Here is an 18034-nt window from a genome sequence, read left to right on the forward strand (position 1 = left end):
GATGACGGGACCATCCCCGCGTGCGCGGGGAGCAGGCCGAGAAGAACACCACCGGGGCGTCCGCCAGGGGACCATCCCCGCGTGCGCGGGGAGCAGCCGGCGAACGCCGAGCCAATCGCGCGGATGACGGGACCATCCCCGCGTGCGCGGGGAGCAGGCCGAGAAGAACACCACCGGGGCGTCCGCCAGGGGACCATCCCCGCGTGCGCGGGGAGCAGGCGTTGCGGATCGTCAGGACCGTCCGGCCCGTGGGACCATCCCCGCGTGCGCGGGGAGCAGCCCGCGCTGTTCGTCCGGGGACGCCTCCACCGGGGACCATCCCCGCGTGCGCGGGGAGCAGAAGAAACTCAAGCGGCAGGAGGCGCGCGAGGAGGGACCATCCCCGCGTGCGCGGGGAGCAGAGCCGCGTCTACGCGGGCGGCGGCGAGCTCCCGGGACCATCCCCGCGTGCGCGGGGAGCAGCGGATGTGCACGATCGGGATCTCGCCGAGAGAGGGGCCATCCCCGCGTGCGCGGGGAGCAGGAGTTGCTGGACACGGCGGTGATCCACGCGCGGGGACCATCCCCGCGTGCGCGGGGAGCAGACAAGCTGGACGGCCGACAGTCCGCCCTGTGGCGGGACCATCCCCGCGTGCGCGGGGAGCAGATGCGAGTCTCGGCGAGGGCCGGGCGCTCGACGTGGACCATCCCCGCGTGCGCGGGGAGCAGCACGGGTGACACAACTCGTCGTACTCCGCCCGGGGACCATCCCCGCGTGCGCGGGGAGCAGAAGAGCCCGGCACGAATCCCCGCCTCCAGGTAGGGACCATCCCCGCGTGCGCGGGGAGCAGACCGAGATCCTCACCGACCTGTTCCGCACCTGGGGACCATCCCCGCGTGCGCGGGGAGCAGCTCCGCCGCTGGCCTCGGCTCCTGTGCGGCTGAGGGACCATCCCCGCGTGCGCGGGGAGCAGCTGCGCCGGTCGGCCCAGTAGTGGCTGATCCCGGGACCATCCCCGCGTGCGCGGGGAGCAGAAATCTAGTATTCAAGGCGCATGTTCGGTATGGGGACCATCCCCGCGTGCGCGGGGAGCAGATATGAGCCAATCCCCAGATCTGACCGAGGCGGGGACCATCCCCGCGTGCGCGGGGAGCAGCGGCTGGTCCGTCACCAACGTGACGGTGGACAGGGACCATCCCCGCGTGCGCGGGGAGCAGCCGGAACAAGCAGATCAGAAAGGGGGTCTGATGGGACCATCCCCGCGTGCGCGGGGAGCAGACTTCGCGACCTGCATGTTTGCAGAGCCGCACGGCCAATTTCGAGTACTTCATGCGAGTCGGACAAATTGGGCATATGCGATGTGTGAAGGTTCAACTGGTCAGAACGCACTGGATCCTCGTGAGAGCTCCGCCGTGGAGGGCTGATGGCCAGCACCCGCAGGGTTTGGTCGCCTGGCTTCGGAACTTACAGCCCCCACTCGAAGCGTAAGCCCAGGGCATCTCCGAAGCTTCACTGATCGCGTCACGCGTTGTCGGTGAGTGCGGCCCAGCGAGAGCTGCCCTTGTGTGCGGACGTGGCTTGTCGGTCGAGTCGCTCGATCGAGGCGCTGGCCATGGGCGGACGCGTGTCGGCGTTCGGATGTGGTGCTCCCTGTGTATGCGGGGAGTATGGCGGTTCGTCCTTGGGTGGGCTGATCGCTGGAGCGTGGACGCTTGCGGGTTGGCTGATTCTGGGGACGCCGTCGGACTTCTGTTGTTAAATGCCGTCATGCTCAGTGAGGGGTGGGCGGTCCTCCGGCTCGACGAGGGCCTGTCTGGCGCAGCACGGTCTGTCTGGGCCAAATCTGATCATGATGCGGACGGGTATCTGCCTCTGTGGCGTCACATGGCGGATAGCGGGTCGGTTGCCGGTCTGCTCTGGGACAAATGGGTTCCGGAACAGGTCAAGCGGATCATCGCTGAAGCGCTTCCGGAAGGTGTTTCGGACGCGCGGCTTCTTTTGATCTGGTTGGCGACGTGTCATGACATCGGGAAGGCGACGCCAGCGTTCGCTTGCCAGGTCGATGGCCTGGCCGACAGGATGCGGGACGCCGGACTGAAGATGCCGCCGTCGAAACAGATGCCGGATCGCAAGTATGCGCGGCATGGGTTGGCGGGGCAGGCCCTTCTTCAGGAATGGCTGATGGGGCGGTTCGGTTGGGCCAGATCGGCGACCTTGCAGTTGACGGTTGTGGTCGGTGGGCACCACGGGGTGCCGCCGGATCCCGGGGCGGTTCGCAAGCTGAATGATCATCCGCATACGCTGCGGACTCCTGGCAGCGAAGCGCAGTGGCGTGAGGTTCAGGGTGAGCTGCTGGACGCTTGTGCGAAGGCGTGCGGCGTGGAGGAGCGCCTGGCGGCCTGGCGGACCGTGAGGTTGCCGCAGCCTGCGCAGGTCCTGCTGTCCGCCCTCGTGATCGTCGCGGACTGGATCGCCAGCAACCGGGATCTCTTTCCGTACTTCCCGGAGGCGGCGGGCGCGAGTGATGGGGAGCGGGTTGCTGCCGCGTGGGCGGGGTTGAACCTGCCCATGCCTTGGCAGCCCCAAGAGCCTTCCTGTAGCCCCGCGGCCCTGTTCAGTTCTCGCTTTTCCTTGCCGCCGGGCGCGAAAGCACGTCCGGTGCAGGAGCAGGCGGTCCTGGCGGCACGGGCGATGAAATCACCGGGAATGATGGTGATCGAGGCCCCCATGGGAGAGGGGAAGACCGAAGGAGCTATGGCCGTTGCGGAGATCTTTGCCGCGCGGTCGGGCGCTGGTGGGGTGTTCGTCGCGCTTCCCACCATGGCTACCGGGAATGCCATGTTCCCGCGACTGCTGGAGTGGCTTCGACGGCTCCCCGGCGCGGACACTGGTTACTGGTCGGTGTTCCTGGCGCACTCCAAAGCAGCACTGAACGAAGACTTCGCGGAACTCATGCGCCGCGGCCGGAACCGGCTGAGTTCGGTGGATGTGGACGGAGAATCCAGTTCCGGAGCGGAAGACACTTCGGCGGAGCTGGTGGCCCATCTGTGGTTGGTCGGACGCAAGAAGGGAATGCTGTCCTCTTTCTCTGTGGGGACCATTGACCAGCTCCTGTTCATGGGCCTGAAGAGTCGTCACCTTGCGCTGCGGCACCTTGCCCTTGCAGGGAAAGTCGTCGTCATTGACGAGGCCCACGCGTACGACACCTATATGAACACCTACCTGGAGCAGGTGCTGGCCTGGCTGGGGGCCTACGGCGTTCCGGTGATCGTGCTGTCGGCGACGCTTCCGGCGCAGCGCCGCCGCGAGTTGGTCGCCGCCTACCAAGGGACGCCCGACCTGGGAACCGGCTCTGAATCCGAGGGGTATCCGCTGCTGACGACGGTCGAGCGCGGACGGCCCGCATCCAGCACTGTGGTCGAAGCGTCCGGGCGGCGTACCGCAGTTCAGGTAGAGCGGCTGGATGATGACCTGGACGTACTGGCAGATCGGCTGGAGGCCGAACTGACGGACGGCGGATGCGTGTTGGTCATCTGCAACACCGTCAAACGCGTCCTGGCGACGGCCGAGCACCTCCGTGCACGCTTCGGTCAGGACGCTGTCGGAGTCGCCCATGCACAGTTCGTCGACCTCGACCGCGCGGCCAAGGACGCCGAGTTGCTGCGGCACTTCGGCCCGCCAGGCGAGGACGTCGAACGTCCGGACGGACGGCGCATCGTGGTCGCCAGCCAGGTTGCCGAGCAGTCCTTGGACATCGACTTCGACCTTCTGGTCACCGACCTCGCCCCTGTCGACCTGCTGCTGCAGCGCATGGGACGCCTCCACCGACATCAGCGTGGCCAGGACCAGAACGAACGACCGCCGAAGCTGCGCAGGGCGCGCTGCCTGATCAGGGGAGCGGACTGGTCGACGTCGCCGCCCGAACCTGTTTCGGGGACGGTCACGGTGTATCGGCGGTGGGCTCCGCTGCGGGCGGCCGCGGTGCTGGAGCCGTACCTGAGTGGGACGTCCCCGTCCGGCGCGATCGTGAGCCTGCCCGACGACATCAACCCGCTCGTGCAACGGGCGTACAGCGAGCAAGACATCGGCCCAGACGCCTGGCAGGACGCCCTCGCCCAAGCCTGGGAAGAGGAACAGATTCACCAGGCGAACCAGCGCAAGGACGCCGAGACGTTCCGCCTGGACGATGTCGGCAAGCCGGGCCGGTCGCTGCTGGGGTGGGTCCAAGCGGGCGTGGGCGACGCCGACGACACCCCGGCCGGACGAGCGCAGGTCCGCGACATTCGCGAGACATTGGAAGTCCTCGTTGTCCAGCGCGGCGCTGACGGGGTGCTGCGAACTCTGCCGGGCCTGTCCAAGGAGCGCGGCGGTGTGGAGATCCCGGTCGATACCGCCCCGGACGCTCGTGTCGCTCGCATCGTGGCCGCATGCGGTCTGCGGCTGCCGTTCGTCTTCTCCATCCCCGCGGTGCTGGACAAGGCGATCGCTGAGCTGGAGGAAAACTACATTCTGGCGTGGCAGACCCCGGAGAGCCACTGGCTGGCCGGCGAGCTGGTTCTGGTGCTCGACGAGAACTGTCAGACCCACCTGGCAGGCTACGCGCTGTCATACAGCCACTCCGATGGGCTAGAGGTGACCGGTGTCGAGTGAATCCTCGGACCTCGCGTTCGACCTGACCGAGCAGCCGTGGATCCCGGTCCTGCGGGCGGACGGATCCGACGACGCCGTTTCACTACGCGACCTGTTCCACCAAGCCACGGACATTCGCCGGCTCGTGGGAGACGTCCCTACCCAGGACTTCGCCCTGCTGCGCCTTCTGCTGGCGATCCTCCACGACGCCATCGACGGGCCACAGGACATCGACGACTGGCAGGAACTCTGGAACAGCAGCGACCTGCCCACCGACGCCATCTCCGCCTACCTGGACGAACACCGCGACCGCTTCGACCTTCTGCACCCCAGCGTCCCGTTCCTCCAGACGGCCGGACTCCGCACCAGCAAGGACGAGGTCTTCCCGCTGGACCGCCTCGCCGCCGACGTCCCCAACGGCGAGCTGTTCTTCACCATGCGGGCCAACGGCGTCGACCGCCTCGACTTCGCCGAGGCCGCACGCTGGGTCGTCCATGCCCACGCCTTCGACACCTCCGGCATCAAGACAGGCGCCGCCGGCGATACGCGGGTCAAGAGCGGCAAGGTCTACCCGTTGGGCGTCGGCTGGGCCGGCAACCTCGGTGGCGTCATCGTCGAGGGCGACTCTCTCCGAGAGACGCTTCTCCTCAACCTCATCGGGTTCGAGGCCCCAGGGATGAGGAAGCCTGACCGTGGCCTCGACCGGCCGGCCTGGCGCCAGGACCCCACCGGACCCGGCCAGCGCGCCGTGTTGGAGTTGGCCCACCGTCCTTACGGCCTCCGTGACCTGTACACGTGGCAGTCGCGGCGCATCCGGCTGCACTTCGACGGTGATGGCGTCCACGGTGTGGTGCTGGGCTACGGCGATCCGCTTTCACCGGTCAACCTGCACGACCGCGAACCCATGACCGTCTGGCGACGCAGCCCGGCCCAAGAGAAGAAGCTGAGCAAAAGCACGGTCTACCTGCCGCGCGAACACGACGTGACTCGCTCGGCCTGGCGCGGCCTCGGCGCACTTGTCGCCGGACGCGTCGAAGGCCACGACCAGCGTGCAGAGGCCGCCTCGATTGTCCGCCCCGGAGTCCTGGACTGGGTCGAGCGGCTGACCGTGGAAGGTGACCTCGAGCCTGACATGATGATCCGCGCTCGGCTGGTCAGCGCGGTCTACGGTACCCAGCAGTCGGTCATCGACGAGATCATCGACGACTCGGTCTCCATGCGGCTCGTCCTGCTGCGCGACCGTGACACCCGGTTGGGACAGACCGCGATCAACGCAGTCTCCGATGCAGACACGGCGGCACGATTGCTCGGAGACCTGGCCGCCAACATCGCCACCGCAGCCGGCGCCGATCCCGACCCGGCGCGTGAGGCGGCCAAGACGCTGGCGTACGCCTCGCTGGATGAGCCGTTCCGCCAGTGGCTGGCCGAGCTGCATGTCGGCGACGAGCCGGAAGCGCGCCGTCTCGAATGGCAGCGGCAGGCCTACATGCTCGCCAACAGCCTTGCTGGCGACCTGATCCGCGACATGCCCGAAGCAGCATGGGACGGCCGAGTGATCACCACGAAGAAGGGCAAGGAGCTCTGGCTCAACGCCGCCAGCGCCGATCTGATCTTCCGCCGAACCCTGCGCAAGGCGCTCCCAGGCCCCGCCGCAACCGGCACGGACGTCGCCGAGCCCTCCGTCACTGACAACGTCCCCGTTCAGGAGTCGGCATGACGACACAATCCGTCGGACGCCACCAGATCCCCGAGATCGTCGCCAAGGTCGCCGGAGCTCGGGTCCGAGAGCTGCAAGGCGGCTATTTGAAGGATCTCAGCTTGGCTGTCGCCATGCTGGCGCAGTTGAGGCGCGGTGCGGGCAAGGTTCCGGCCGACGTTCCCGAGCTTTGGGGCATGACCGGCACCGAGGGGCTCTTCGATGAGGTTCCCGAGCTGGCCAAGTGGGAGAGCGAGGCCGCCTGGGCCGAGAATGCGCTGTTCCTGGCTCTGACCTTGTACGCGTCCCACCAGCAGTCCCACCGCAACGCACCGATGCACAAGCCGGATGTCGAGCTCGGTGAGGCGGTCCGGCGACTGTCGGGGGAGGAGATCGACGAGCCGATCCGGCGACGCTTCGTCCGGGTCGGTGCCGCCAGCACCCCCGAGGTCCTCGCCTACCGCATGCGGGAAATCATCACGCTCCTACGCGGCGCGGCGATCCCGCTCGACTACGCCACGCTCGCACATCGGCTCTACCAGGCCCAGACTCCTGACGGCATGGCCGAGGTCCGACGCCGCTGGGGCCGCAGCTTCCACGCCTTTCGCCCCTCGCCCGCCCCATCCGCAGACGCCTCCACCGGCGAGGACCCGACCCCCAAGGACGCCGAATGAGCACGCGCATCATCGTCGAGCTGCACGCCCTGCAGACCGTCCCGCCCAGCAACCTGAACCGGGACGACACCGGCACCCCCAAGTCCGCGCTCTATGGCGGTGTGCGTCGTGCGCGGGTTTCCAGCCAGGCGTGGAAGCGCGCCACCCGCAAGAGGTTCCACGACCTGCTCGACCCCAACGAGCTGGGCGTCCGTACCAAACGCGTTGCGGAGGAGCTGGCCAAGCACATCCGCCGCCTGGACGACTCCATCCCACAGCAGGAAGCCTGGGACCTGGCCGCCGAGACCATCCAGACCGCGACCGGCTCCAAGATCGAGCCCCCCAAGCGCGCCAAGAAGGCCGACGACACCGCCGCCGTGGCGCCGGAGTCGAAGTACCTGATGTTCTTCAGCACCAGGCAGCTCGCCGGCCTCGCGGAACTCGCGGTCAAGGGCCGCGACGACATCAAGGGCTTCTTCAAGGACAAGGACAACAAGGCCGAGGCCAAGCAGCTCGCCAACAGCCGCCACTCGGTCGATATCGCCCTGTTTGGACGCATGGTCGCCGACGGCGCCGACGTCAACGTCGACGCCGCCGCCCAGGTCGCGCACGCCCTCAGCGTCCACCGCGCCGAGGTCGAGTCCGACTACTACACCGCCGTTGACGACGCCAAGAGCCGCGAGAACCAGGACGACCTCGGCGCCGGAATGATCGGCACGGTCGAGTTCAACTCCGCCACCCTGTACCGTTTCGCCGCCGTCGACATCGACCTGCTCCGCCGCAACCTCGGCGCCGGCCTCCGCGACGACGAACCGGGCACCGTCCCCGTCCGCCGCGCGGTCGAGGCGTTCGTCGAGGGCTTCATCACCTCACTGCCCACCGGGAAGATCAACACCTTCGGCAACCACACCCTGCCGGACGCCGTGCTGGTGAAACTGCGCAGCTCACGGCCGATCAGCCTCGTGGCCGCCTTCGAGGAGCCCGTCCGGCCCGCAGAAGGTGTCGGCGGACACGTCCGCGGGGCAGCCGAACGCCTCACCGCCTACCTCCCCGACATCGAGAGCGCCTACGGCGTGAACGGCACCGACGACGCCTGGGTGATGACCGTCGGCCCCAACACGGTGCCCATGCAGGAACTCGGCGACAAGGTCAGCCTGCCCGAACTGGTCGAGCAGGTCGGTGCCGCCGTCGCCGCACGCCTGGACGACCAGCAGTGAGTGTTCTGCTCCTGCGCCTGGCCGGTCCCCTCCAGGCATGGGGGGCCTCGGCCAGGTTCGCCCGCCGCACCACCGAGCCCGTCCCGACGAAGAGCGGCGTGATCGGACTGCTCGCCGCCGCCCTCGGCCGCGACCGCACCGACGACATCACCGACCTGGCCGACCTGCGCTTCGGCGTAAGGACCGACCAGCCTGGCACCCTCGTCCGCGACTACCAGGTCGCCGTCCACTTCGAGACCGGGAAATCCATGCCAGTGTCCGAACGCTTCTACCTGTCGGACGCCGTCTTCATCGCCGGAGTCGAAGGCGACACCGACCTGATCGAGCGCCTCGACGCCGCACTCCGGACCCCTGCCTTCCTTCCCTACCTCGGCCGCCGCTCCTGCCCTCCCTCCCAACCCGTCGACCTCGGCATCCGGCACGACGTCACACTCGAGCAGGCCCTCCACCAGGAACCCTGGCACGCCTCCGACTGGCACCAACGCCGCCGCCGCAACGACACCACCGTGAAGCTGGAACTCCACCTGGAAGCCACCAGCGCCGACGTCCCAGGCGACACCCTCCGGGACCAGCCGCTCAGCTTCGACCCGCACCACCGCCGCTACGCCCTACGCGGCATCCGCGTCGCCGACCCGGTGCGCAAGCCCAACCCCCGGGCACTTGCCACGACGGCGCCCCCCGACCACGACCCCATCGCCGCCCTGGAAGGCGCCTGATGTACCTGACCCGCTTCCGCATCAACACCGCGAGGGTCACCGCCCGACGCCTGCTGGCCTCACCCCAGAACCTGCACGCCGCAGTCATGTCCAGCTACGCCGACGCCCCCGACCCCGAACGCGACGGAGCCCGCGTCCTGTGGCGCCTGGACACCAGCAGCGACCGGGCCCAAACCCACCTGTACATCGTGAGCCCCGCCCGCCCCGACCTCACCCACATGGTCGAACAGGCCGGCTGGCCCACCACCGCCCCCCAGGGCTGGAACACCTACGAATACGCACCCCTGCTCACCCGCCTGGCCAAGGGCGACCGCTGGCGCTTCCGACTCACCGCCAACCCCGTCCACACCGCCCGCCGCAACGACAACGAACCGACCAAGCTCACCGCCCACGTCGGACGCGTCCACCAGAAGAACTGGCTCCTGGACCGCCAGCACGCCGCCGGCTTCCAAATCGTCGAGAAGCCCCTCGCCGACCGAGCGCTTGCCGAAGGTGACGAGCACGAACTGCTCCTGCACAACCGTCGCCAACTGTCGTTCCGACGGGGGCGCCCACCCCAGAACGTCACCCTGGTGACACTCACCTACGACGGTCTGCTCGAGGTCACCGACCCCCAAGCCTTCCGCCACACCCTCACCAACGGCCTGGGACGCGCCAAAGCCTACGGCTGCGGCCTCATCACCCTCGCACCCGCATGAGCACCGTCGGGAAACGCGGAGCCTCCACCCCACGCGAACTCACCCGCATGGGAGACCGCATCTCCTTCATCTACCTGGAGCGCTGTACCCTCCACCGCGAAGACAACGCCATCACCGCCGAAGACGCCGACGGCATCATCCACATCCCGTCCGCGACCATCGGCACCCTGCTCCTCGGCCCCGGCACCCGTGTCACCCACCAGGCCATGAGCCTGCTCGGCGACAGCGGAGCCGGAGTCGTCTGGGTCGGCGAACAAGGCGTCCGCTTCTACTCCGGCGGACGCTCCCTCACCCGCTCCTCCCACCTGGTCGAAGCCCAAGCCACCAAATGGGCCAACCGCCGCACCCGCCTGGACGTCGCCCGCGCCATGTACCGGCTGCGCTTCCCCGGCGAAGACCCATCACGCTTCACCCGGCACGAACTCCTCGGCCACGAAGGCCAACGAGTCAAAGACTGCTACCGCCGCGAAGCCACCCGCGTCGGAATCACCTGGCACGGCCGCAACTACGTCCCAGGCGCCTTCGACGTCGGCGACGCCGCCAACCAAGCGGTCACCGCCGCGGCCCAATGCATGTACGGCATCGCCCAGACCACCGTCGCCGCACTCGGCTGCGCACCTGGCCTCGGCTTCATCCACTCCGGCCACGAACTCGCCTTCGTGCTGGACATCGCCGACCTCTACAAAACCGAGATCGCCATCCCCGTCGCACTCGAAACCGCCGCAGCGAGCGCCGACGACGTCGGCGCCCGAACCCGCCGAGCCATCCGCGACCGCGTCAACGACGTCAGCCTCCTCCGCCGCTGCGTCAACGACATCAAGCACCTCCTTCTCCCGGATGCCCCGGACGGTGACCCCACTGGCGCCGAGTTTGACCAGGTCACCCTCCAAAGCGACAACGGCCTCGAAGTCGAATCCGGCTACAACTACGCCCAGGACCCCTGGTGACCGTCATCGTCCTCACCCGATGCCCCTCCGGCCTGCGAGGCTTCCTCACCCGCTGGCTCATGGAGATCTCACCCGGCGTCTTCATCGGCAACCCGTCCGCCCGCGTCCGCGCAGCACTGTGGGACGAAGTCATGAAGTACGCCGACACCGGCCGCGCCCTGCTCGCCTACACCACCAACAACGAACAGGGCTTCACCTTCGAGACCTACGACCACCACTGGCAGCCCGTGGACCACGAAGGCGTCACCCTCATCCGTCGCCCCAAACAGGCCCCGACGATCAGCGCCACACCCCCGGCCAAAGGCTGGAGCAAAGCCTCCAAACGCCGCCGCTTCGGCAACCGCTGATCCACCCGCGCCACGAGCGAGCACGGGGCCAAGCTCGCCACCCCACAAGCCAGCAAGCTGAACCGGCCACCGACCCATGTCCGATATGTCCAACTCTCAAGAAGTGCTCAATTTCGGCTGCCTCTCGTCCCAAACCCCCAGGTCAGGAAGAGTGCTCCCCGCGCACGCGGGGATGGTCCCCCGACCGGCCCCAGCGCGGACGAACTCTCCGAGTGCTCCCCGCGCACGCGGGGATGGTCCCCCTGTTTAAAGTCCATGAGGACCGATTCCGCGGTGCTCCCCGCGCACGCGGGGATGGTCCCGGGGTGGGACTCGAATCAAGACGCAGAACAGAGTGCTCCCCGCGCACGCGGGGATGGTCCCACATAAGAATGGCATTCGAAAAAGTGGGGCGGGTGCTCCCCGCGCACGCGGGGATGGTCCCCTGTAGGTAAGCCTGAGCCTAATCCTATCGTCGTGCTCCCCGCGCACGCGGGGATGGTCCCCCGATCCTGGACCAGGAATCCCTGCCGTCACACGATCAGCCGGACCAGTGCTCCCCGCGCACGCGGGGATGGTCCCGGCACTTACTCGACCATCGTTGACATGCTGACGGTGCTCCCCGCGCACGCGGGGATGGTCCCGAGGCCCTGGGCCTTGTCCGTGGTGAGTCGGGGTGCTCCCCGCGCACGCGGGGATGGTCCCGGAATCCAGAGCCAGCCCCGGCTGGGACTGCCGTGCTCCCCGCGCACGCGGGGATGGTCCCGCGCTCCACCCGATCGGGACCCCCGTGACCTAGTGCTCCCCGCGCACGCGGGGATGGTCCCGGGCACATCGTCACCAACAGCGGCCGGACGATGTGCTCCCCGCGCACGCGGGGATGGTCCCCTGGAGAATTCGTACCGCCAGGTCCTTGAGAGCTGCTCCCCGCGCACGCGGGGATGGTCCGAACGACCTGCGGGAACTGGCCGCCGCGGCCAGGTGCTCCCCGCGCACGCGGGGATGATCCCCTCACGCGGGCACTCATCGCCCACGCGGAGGAGTGCTCCCCGCGCACGCGGGGATGGTCCCGGCGACGCGGACGAGCCGGGCCACCAGTCCTCGTGCTCCCCGCGCACGCGGGGATGGTCCCTCCTCCGGGTCGACCCGTGTCGACACGGTTGTGTGCTCCCCGCGCACGCGGGGATGGTCCCGCCCAACCGTCACTGATCGCCGCGGCGGCCTCGTGCTCCCCGCGCACGCGGGGATGGTCCCGCGGGCCTTGCTCTTCTCGCCCCCCTCGCACAGTGCTCCCTGCGCGTGCGGTGACGGTTCCACGTTCACGGTGACGGGGGGTACGCCACGCAAGTGGCTTTGGCCCGCCTAGATCTCAGCTTTTCAAAGAGCGCTGGCCCAGCAGGCTAGGTTCGCGCCTGGAGGCAGGTCAGAGCGGCACTGAAGGGTGGGACGCGAAGGCATGGGCGGTGGTTGTCGGCCACTGGGCTGGGTGCGGGTTGCGGTTGGGGCCGTGGGGCCAGTGGCCGCGGAGGAGAGCGATCAGGTCGAGGCCAGCCCAGTAGTCGATCGTTTGGTGGATCACGTCGGTGTGTTCGCCGGGAGCGGTGATCCAGATGGTGGTCGGTGCGGTGTGTCCTGCGCGGATGCGGGTTGCCTTGGCTTCGAGGTGTTCGATCGAGTCTTCCAGGGACTCGAACACGGCCAGTCGGCCGTCGATGGCGGCGTCGGCGACTTCGGTTTGCTGACCGCGGAGTATGAGGCTCAGATCGTGGCGGGTGGTGACGACGTCGGGGAGGCGTTCGTCTTCCATGAGAGCTTCGACGAGGGCTGTGCGGAGCCAGTCGTTGGCGAAGGGGCCTCCGATTCCGCTGTGGAGTGGGCGGGCAATGCTGTGGAGGAGTCGCTGCCTGCGTGGTCTGTGGTCGTGGTTCGTGAGTGTGGGGCGGTTGGGGTGTCCCTTCGACACGTCCGAGCGCCGATGACTGAGAGGGCTTGAGGTCGTGGACAGGTCAGTACTGGTGTGCCCCTGAGGCTTCTCGCTCATGGTGTCTCCTGCCTGTTGTCGCTGGCGATTGACCTGATGGAAGCCGAGCGCCCGGGGCGGAAGCCACGCCCAAAGTCCCCAAGACGGGAAGTGACCTCGCGGGGGTGGCGCGGGAGTCGGTGTCAGGAGCGGCCGAAAGCGCTGCTGGATCGGGGGATCCCGTGTGCCCTCGCCAGTGCGTGTCGAAGGTGATCGGTTCTTGTCTCTGGCGAGAAATGCTCACGCGCGTCGCCATACTGTTACGCTGCGTAACTTCATGGGTGCTGGTCGTGAGGGGAATGTGTGGCGGACGGGCTCGAGGTCGAAGCGCAGCTCCTGGAAGGCATCATTCCGGACGACCTGTACCGCGCCTACCGGCTGTTGCTGGACGGGCAAGGCTGCCCCTCAGCAGAGGCGATCGAGACTCTTGGGACCACAGAGGTCGTCAAGGCGTTGCTCGATCGGGGAATGGCGTACCGAGGGCCTGAAGCGGGAGAGGCGCCGCTGCTGATGCCAGCGCCGCCACACCTGGCGCTTCAGGCGGTGCTGGCCGAGATGAACCAGCGACTGACCGACGAGCATGAACGGTTCTTGGCTGGCCATCGACGTCTGGTCGAATACATCCCGGCCCCGCGCGTGAGCGAAGAGGGGGCGGCTCGTGGACTGATCGAGGTCGTCACCGAGCCGGCGGAGATCACGCGGTTATCGGGTGTCCTGGTGAGTGCGGCCAGGCGTGACTGGCTGACGTTGGAGAACTTCCTGACCGACCGTCCCATCGACGACAACATGATCATCGCGCCGCCGCCCACTCTCCGGGCCGGGGTGCGGAGCCGCACCATCTACGAGAGCCGCGCCGCCGAGCATCCCGCCATCGCCGAGATCATCGCGAGCGCCGCCGAGGTCGGTGAGGAATCCCGCCTGGTGACCGGGATCGGCATGAAGATGAAGCTCGCCGACAGCGTCGCCCTGCTCCCACTCGGACCGACAGGGATGACAGGTGCGGTCCTGGTTCGCTCGCCAGTCATCGTCGCGGCGCTCCGCGACTACTTCGAACTGCTTTGGGAGCGGGCGACGCCACTCGGAGCCGTACACCCCGACAGTCCGCTCACCGAGGATCTACGCGCGGTACTGGAGCTGATGGCCCAAGGTGTCGACGACGATGCCATCGCACGCCGCCTGAAGATCAGCACCACGACCGTCCGGCGCCGCATCACCAGCATCCGCGAGGAACTGGGGGCCGCTTCGCGCTTCGCCGCTGGCGCCGCAGCCGTCCGCCGTAGCTGGATCAAGTAACCGCCCACACCGAACACCAGGAGCGTCATGCCCCCGTTCCAGTACCAGGACTTCGTTCCCGCTCAACGCTTCCAACGCGTTCTCGCCTTCTCCCCGCAGGGCGACCACATCGCGTACTCGAGTAACGCCGACAGCCGGTCCGCACTCTGGATGGTGCCGGTTGCCGGTGGGTCCGCGCGCAAGATCACGCAGATGCCAGGCCGGATCATCCGGCAGGCCGCATGGACGCCGGACGGCAGTGGTCTGGTGTTCGCCGCGGATCACGAAGGTGATGAGCAGTTCGGCATATTCCGGGTCGGCCTCGACGACGCCGAGCCGACTCCGATCGATGCGAGCCGGGAATGCCAGCGCCTTCTCGCGCCGGACCCGTTCGACCGGGAGGGGCGCCGCCTGCTGTACGCGGCCAATGATCGTGACCTGGCCGTCCAGGATCTGCTGGTCCGAGACCTGGTCACGAGCGAGGTGCAGCGGTTCGAGCCGGAGAAGGACGTGGTGTTCACGCCCGTGGCGTTCTCCCCGGACTCACGTTGGCTGCTGGCGTCGGGCGATCGCTCCAACACCGAGTCCGACGCGTATCTGATCGACCTCACCCATCCGGGTGCCGAACCGCAGCGCGTCACCGCAGCACATGGGAAGGGTCTGTTCGAGCCGCAGGCTTGGGCGCGGGACTCCTCTGGTTTCTATCTCCTGACCGACCTGTGGGGCTTCACCGCCGCGGCGTTCTACCGTCTCGCTGACCACACCCTGAGCCCGGTCACGCGTCACGAATGGGACGTCGAACAGCTCGATGCCGCCGATGATGGGACGCTCGCGTGGACCGTCAACGAAGCCGGACGGTCGGTCCTATACGTCCAGCACGAGGGGAAGGTGGTCCAGCCGGAAGTGCCGAGCGGCGTGATCTCGACGCTGACCTTGTCGGCGGACGGCCGCAGGGCGGCGATGCTGCTGGACACGCCCGCGCATCCGGAAGAGATCGTGGTGGTGGATCTGGATGATTCCTCTCCGCGCCGCCTGACCGACGGTCGTCCGTCGGCGCTGCGCGGGATCGAGCCGGTTGTCCCGGAGTCGATCACCTACCCAACAGGCGGCGGACGGGAGGTGCATGCCTTCGTCTACCGTCCTTCGACGCCTGGCCCGCACCCGGTGCTGTTGTCGATCCACGGCGGTCCCGAAGGGCAGGAGCGTCCTCGCTACGCGGCCCTCTACCAGCATCTCCTCCATCACGGGATCGCGGTGTTCGCGCCCAATGTTGCTGGGTCGACCGGCTATGGCAGCGCCTATCAGAAGCTGATCTACCGTGACTGGGGCGGTATCGACCTGGAGGACTTGGACCACGCCGTCCAGTACCTGCAGACCAGGCCCGAGTTCGACAGCGGCCGGGTCGCGGTCTTCGGCGGCTCCTATGGCGGGTTCGCCGCGCTGTCCTGCCTGGCCAGGCTCCCGCACCCCTGGGCCGCAGGCGTCTCGATTTGCGGCCCCAGCAACCTGGTCACCCTCGCCACCGGCGCACCGCCCACCTGGCGGAGCGTGATCGACGCCCTCCTGGGCAACCCCGAGAAGGACGCCGCGCATCTGCTCGCCAACTCGCCGATCACCTACGCCGACGCGATCCAGGCCCCGCTGATGGTTCTGCAGGGAGCTCGTGACCCGCGGGTGCCGCGGGCCGAATCCGACAACCTCGTCGAGCGGCTTCGCGGTCGCGGTGTTCACGTCAGCTACGAGGTGTTCCCTGACGAGGGGCATGGGTTCACCACGCAGGCGAACGAGCTGCGCGCCTACTCCGAGGCCGCGGCGTTCCTCATCACGCATCTCAGCGGGGACGGCCGGTGACGGCGGTTCGCCTGTTCACCAACCGGGCCATCATGCCCCTGCTGATCGCGCGGGTCGTCTCGTCGGCGGGAGTGGGGTTCGGGCAGGTCGCGTTCGTTTGGGGGATGAAGGTCAATGGCTACAGCGCCGGCGCGATCTCCCTGGTGGCAGCCTGCAAGGCCGTGCCGGCTCTGTTGATCCTTGCGGGCGGTGTCCTGGGGGACCGCTTCAAACGTCACCACGTTCTGGCTGCCGCCGAGCTCACAGCGTGCGCCACCTGGGTGGCCATTGGTGCGTGCCTGCTCAACCGGCACACACCGACAGCCCTGCTCTGCGCCCTCGCGCTGCTGTCAGGAACGGCCTACTTCATCTTTCTGCCCACCGTCCGAGGAATCACCGCCGACCTCCTGGCGGATGAGCAGTGGCACTGTGGGAACGCGCTCGTCGGACAGAGCGAGGCCGTTGGCGCGCTGCTCGGCCTGGCCGCGGCGGGCGTGGTCGTCAGCTCCCTCGGCTCAGCGTCCGCGGCTGTCCTCAAAGCTGCGATGTGCCTGGTCAGCGCCGCGTTGCTCCTGCGGCTCAGCATTCCAGGTCACAGGACGAAGACACCCGGGCCGTTCGCCGAACTCGCGGCCGGATGGAAGCTCTTCACCTCGCGCCCCTGGCTTTGGGCGATCGCGTTGCAGTTCGCCGCCGCTGTGATGGCCACCGCGACGTTCACCGAGATCATCGGACCGCTGTTCATGTCCGACCATGGCCGTAGTGCCAAGACCTGGGGAGTCATCGGCGCGTGTGAAGCCTTCGGGGCTCTCGCCGGGGCGGTCCTGGCCGTCCGGTGGAAGCCGCGGCGCCCCGTCGTCGTTGCGGTCGGCCTGCTGATCCTTGCAGGAGCGCCGATGCTGACCGTCGGTGTTGCTGCGTCCTCTGTGGTCATCGCAGTGAACATGTTCGTGTCCGGTGTCGCCAAAGCGATCTGCCTGGTGCTGTGGATCACCCAGCTTCAGCGGACCTTGCCCGTCGAAACGCTCGCCCGCGTGAACGGCTGGAGCATCGTCTCTGCCTACGCCCTGGCGCCTATCGCACTCCTGCTGGTGGGCCCGCTCACTGAACTCGAAGGTCCCGGCAACGCCGCCTTGGTGGTCGCGACGGTTGTGCTGGCTTCGACCGTTGTAGCGCTGCTTGTTCTCTCGTTGGGGGTTCGCGTGAACAGGCGAAATGAGGAAGAGGAGCGGGCCGAACTGCTCACGGCCCAGTAGCGGCATGCGCTGCTGACTAGGAGAAACAACGTTCGGACACACGGCGAACGCGAACCTTGACTCTGTGTTGCCAGCAATGGAGTATGGAGCGCAGAGCGTGCCATCTCATCTCCTGGTGCGCGAGCCATAGTCAGCCTCAGAGGAAGGAAGCTCAGATGATCGGATTCAGCCTGATTGTGGAGTTCCTTCATGCCCAAGCCTGGCACATCGAACGATGACCACACCCTTGAGCTTGCCTGCGATCTCCGCGAGCGAGTTCGAGACCTGAACTATGCGACGTCGGGTCCGCCTGGACTGACGGCGCCGCAGACCGTCTACGCCATCCTGGGCAACCTGAACGAGGCCGCCTACGGGCCGGACCAACTGCTTGAGCAGATGGGCGAGTTCCTGGAGCAAGAACGCTCGGACGGACGGCTGACCGGCACCAGCGAGGATGGGCCGGACCTGGCGGTGAGCCGCGTACAAGACGAGCTGGTTCAAGCGGCCGAGTACGCCCAGGAACTCAGCAACGCACTCGGGGCCGCACAGCGCGAAATGGCCGTTCTGGTTGCCCCGGAGGCTGGCACTCCACCAAGTCTTCTCCACGAGAGAGTCCCTCTGGCCGACCAGTCCAATCCGGCAGCGGTGGCGAGTGCCGACCTCCCGTCCGGCGTTGCCGGTCCACCATCACCAGCACACTCGCTTCCGCCGATTCGTCCGACGATCCCTCGGCGTGCTCCTGGCCGAGCGCCGTAGCGGGCTGAGTTGTGCGGCGTACCCCGGGTCTGCGCCGGAGCGTTGCCGCCCCCACGGGC

The 18034-nt window shown here is 67.9% G+C and carries 13 protein-coding genes and 2 CRISPR repeat arrays; of the genes, 12 read left to right on the forward strand and 1 reads right to left on the reverse strand.

The annotated features are described in order from the left end of the window. The first annotated feature begins 6 nt into the window (after positions 1-6). Positions 7-1258: direct repeats of the CRISPR family, unit length 29 nt; unit sequence GGGACCATCCCCGCGTGCGCGGGGAGCAG. 489 nt (positions 1259-1747) lie between these two features. The 8 genes from cas3 to cas2e are packed head-to-tail and all read left to right on the forward strand — an operon-like array spanning position 1748 to position 10883. Further along, the gene (cas3, locus tag AB0L06_RS30930) at positions 1748-4630 is read left to right on the forward strand and encodes a CRISPR-associated helicase Cas3' (protein ID WP_500234656.1); all 2883 of its coding nucleotides are present in this window, start codon (positions 1748-1750) and stop codon (positions 4628-4630) included. Then, entirely contained in the window at positions 4620-6326 is a 1707-nt protein-coding gene (gene casA / locus AB0L06_RS30935) for a type I-E CRISPR-associated protein Cse1/CasA (protein ID WP_500234657.1), read from the forward strand. Before cas3 ends, casA begins: the two co-directional genes overlap by 11 nt. Continuing rightward, the gene (casB, locus tag AB0L06_RS30940) at positions 6323-6979 is read left to right on the forward strand and encodes a type I-E CRISPR-associated protein Cse2/CasB (RefSeq protein ID WP_500234658.1); all 657 of its coding nucleotides are present in this window, start codon (positions 6323-6325) and stop codon (positions 6977-6979) included. The genes casA and casB overlap by 4 nt, the downstream gene beginning before the upstream one ends. After that, a complete protein-coding gene (gene cas7e, locus AB0L06_RS30945) occupies positions 6976-8175 on the forward strand; it encodes a type I-E CRISPR-associated protein Cas7/Cse4/CasC (RefSeq protein WP_500234659.1) in 1200 nt (399 codons plus the stop codon). The genes casB and cas7e overlap by 4 nt, the downstream gene beginning before the upstream one ends. Further along, positions 8172-8891 carry a type I-E CRISPR-associated protein Cas5/CasD gene (gene cas5e, locus AB0L06_RS30950; protein ID WP_500234660.1) on the forward strand — a complete coding sequence of 240 codons (720 nt, stop codon included), beginning with the start codon at positions 8172-8174 and terminating at the stop codon, positions 8889-8891. Before cas7e ends, cas5e begins: the two co-directional genes overlap by 4 nt. Continuing rightward, positions 8891-9589 (forward strand): type I-E CRISPR-associated protein Cas6/Cse3/CasE, encoded by a 699-nt coding sequence (gene cas6e, locus AB0L06_RS30955; protein WP_500234661.1) that lies wholly within the window; start codon positions 8891-8893, stop codon positions 9587-9589. Before cas5e ends, cas6e begins: the two co-directional genes overlap by 1 nt. Beyond that, the gene (gene cas1e / locus AB0L06_RS30960) at positions 9586-10536 is read left to right on the forward strand and encodes a type I-E CRISPR-associated endonuclease Cas1e (protein ID WP_500234662.1); all 951 of its coding nucleotides are present in this window, start codon (positions 9586-9588) and stop codon (positions 10534-10536) included. The genes cas6e and cas1e overlap by 4 nt, the downstream gene beginning before the upstream one ends. Further along, entirely contained in the window at positions 10533-10883 is a 351-nt protein-coding gene (cas2e, locus tag AB0L06_RS30965) for a type I-E CRISPR-associated endoribonuclease Cas2e (protein ID WP_500234663.1), read from the forward strand. The genes cas1e and cas2e overlap by 4 nt, the downstream gene beginning before the upstream one ends. 151 nt (positions 10884-11034) lie before the next feature. After that, positions 11035-12116: direct repeats of the CRISPR family, unit length 29 nt; unit sequence GTGCTCCCCGCGCACGCGGGGATGGTCCC. A gap of 169 nt (positions 12117-12285) precedes the next feature. Here cas2e and AB0L06_RS30970 read toward each other — a convergent pair. Next, positions 12286-12669, reverse strand: a complete 384-nt coding sequence (locus tag AB0L06_RS30970; RefSeq protein ID WP_500234664.1) for a hypothetical protein — start codon at positions 12667-12669, stop codon at positions 12286-12288. Positions 12670-13185: 516 nt separating this feature from the next. Between AB0L06_RS30970 and AB0L06_RS30975 the strand changes: the two genes are divergently transcribed. The 4 genes from AB0L06_RS30975 (at position 13186) to AB0L06_RS30990 (ending at position 17975) form a co-directional block, all read left to right on the forward strand. Beyond that, a complete protein-coding gene (locus AB0L06_RS30975; RefSeq protein WP_500234665.1) occupies positions 13186-14175 on the forward strand; it encodes a LuxR C-terminal-related transcriptional regulator in 990 nt (329 codons plus the stop codon). Positions 14176-14325: 150 nt separating this feature from the next. Next, positions 14326-16005 carry a S9 family peptidase gene (locus AB0L06_RS30980; protein ID WP_500234666.1) on the forward strand — a complete coding sequence of 560 codons (1680 nt, stop codon included), beginning with the start codon at positions 14326-14328 and terminating at the stop codon, positions 16003-16005. Continuing rightward, a complete protein-coding gene (locus AB0L06_RS30985) occupies positions 16002-17240 on the forward strand; it encodes an MFS transporter (RefSeq protein ID WP_500234667.1) in 1239 nt (412 codons plus the stop codon). Before AB0L06_RS30980 ends, AB0L06_RS30985 begins: the two co-directional genes overlap by 4 nt. Positions 17241-17429: 189 nt before the next feature. Further along, positions 17430-17975 (forward strand): hypothetical protein, encoded by a 546-nt coding sequence (locus tag AB0L06_RS30990; RefSeq protein WP_500234668.1) that lies wholly within the window; start codon positions 17430-17432, stop codon positions 17973-17975. The last annotated feature ends 59 nt before the right edge of the window (positions 17976-18034 follow it).

This window comes from Spirillospora sp. NPDC052269 (assembly GCF_040679435.1).
Lineage (GTDB): Bacteria > Actinomycetota > Actinomycetes > Streptosporangiales > Streptosporangiaceae > Spirillospora.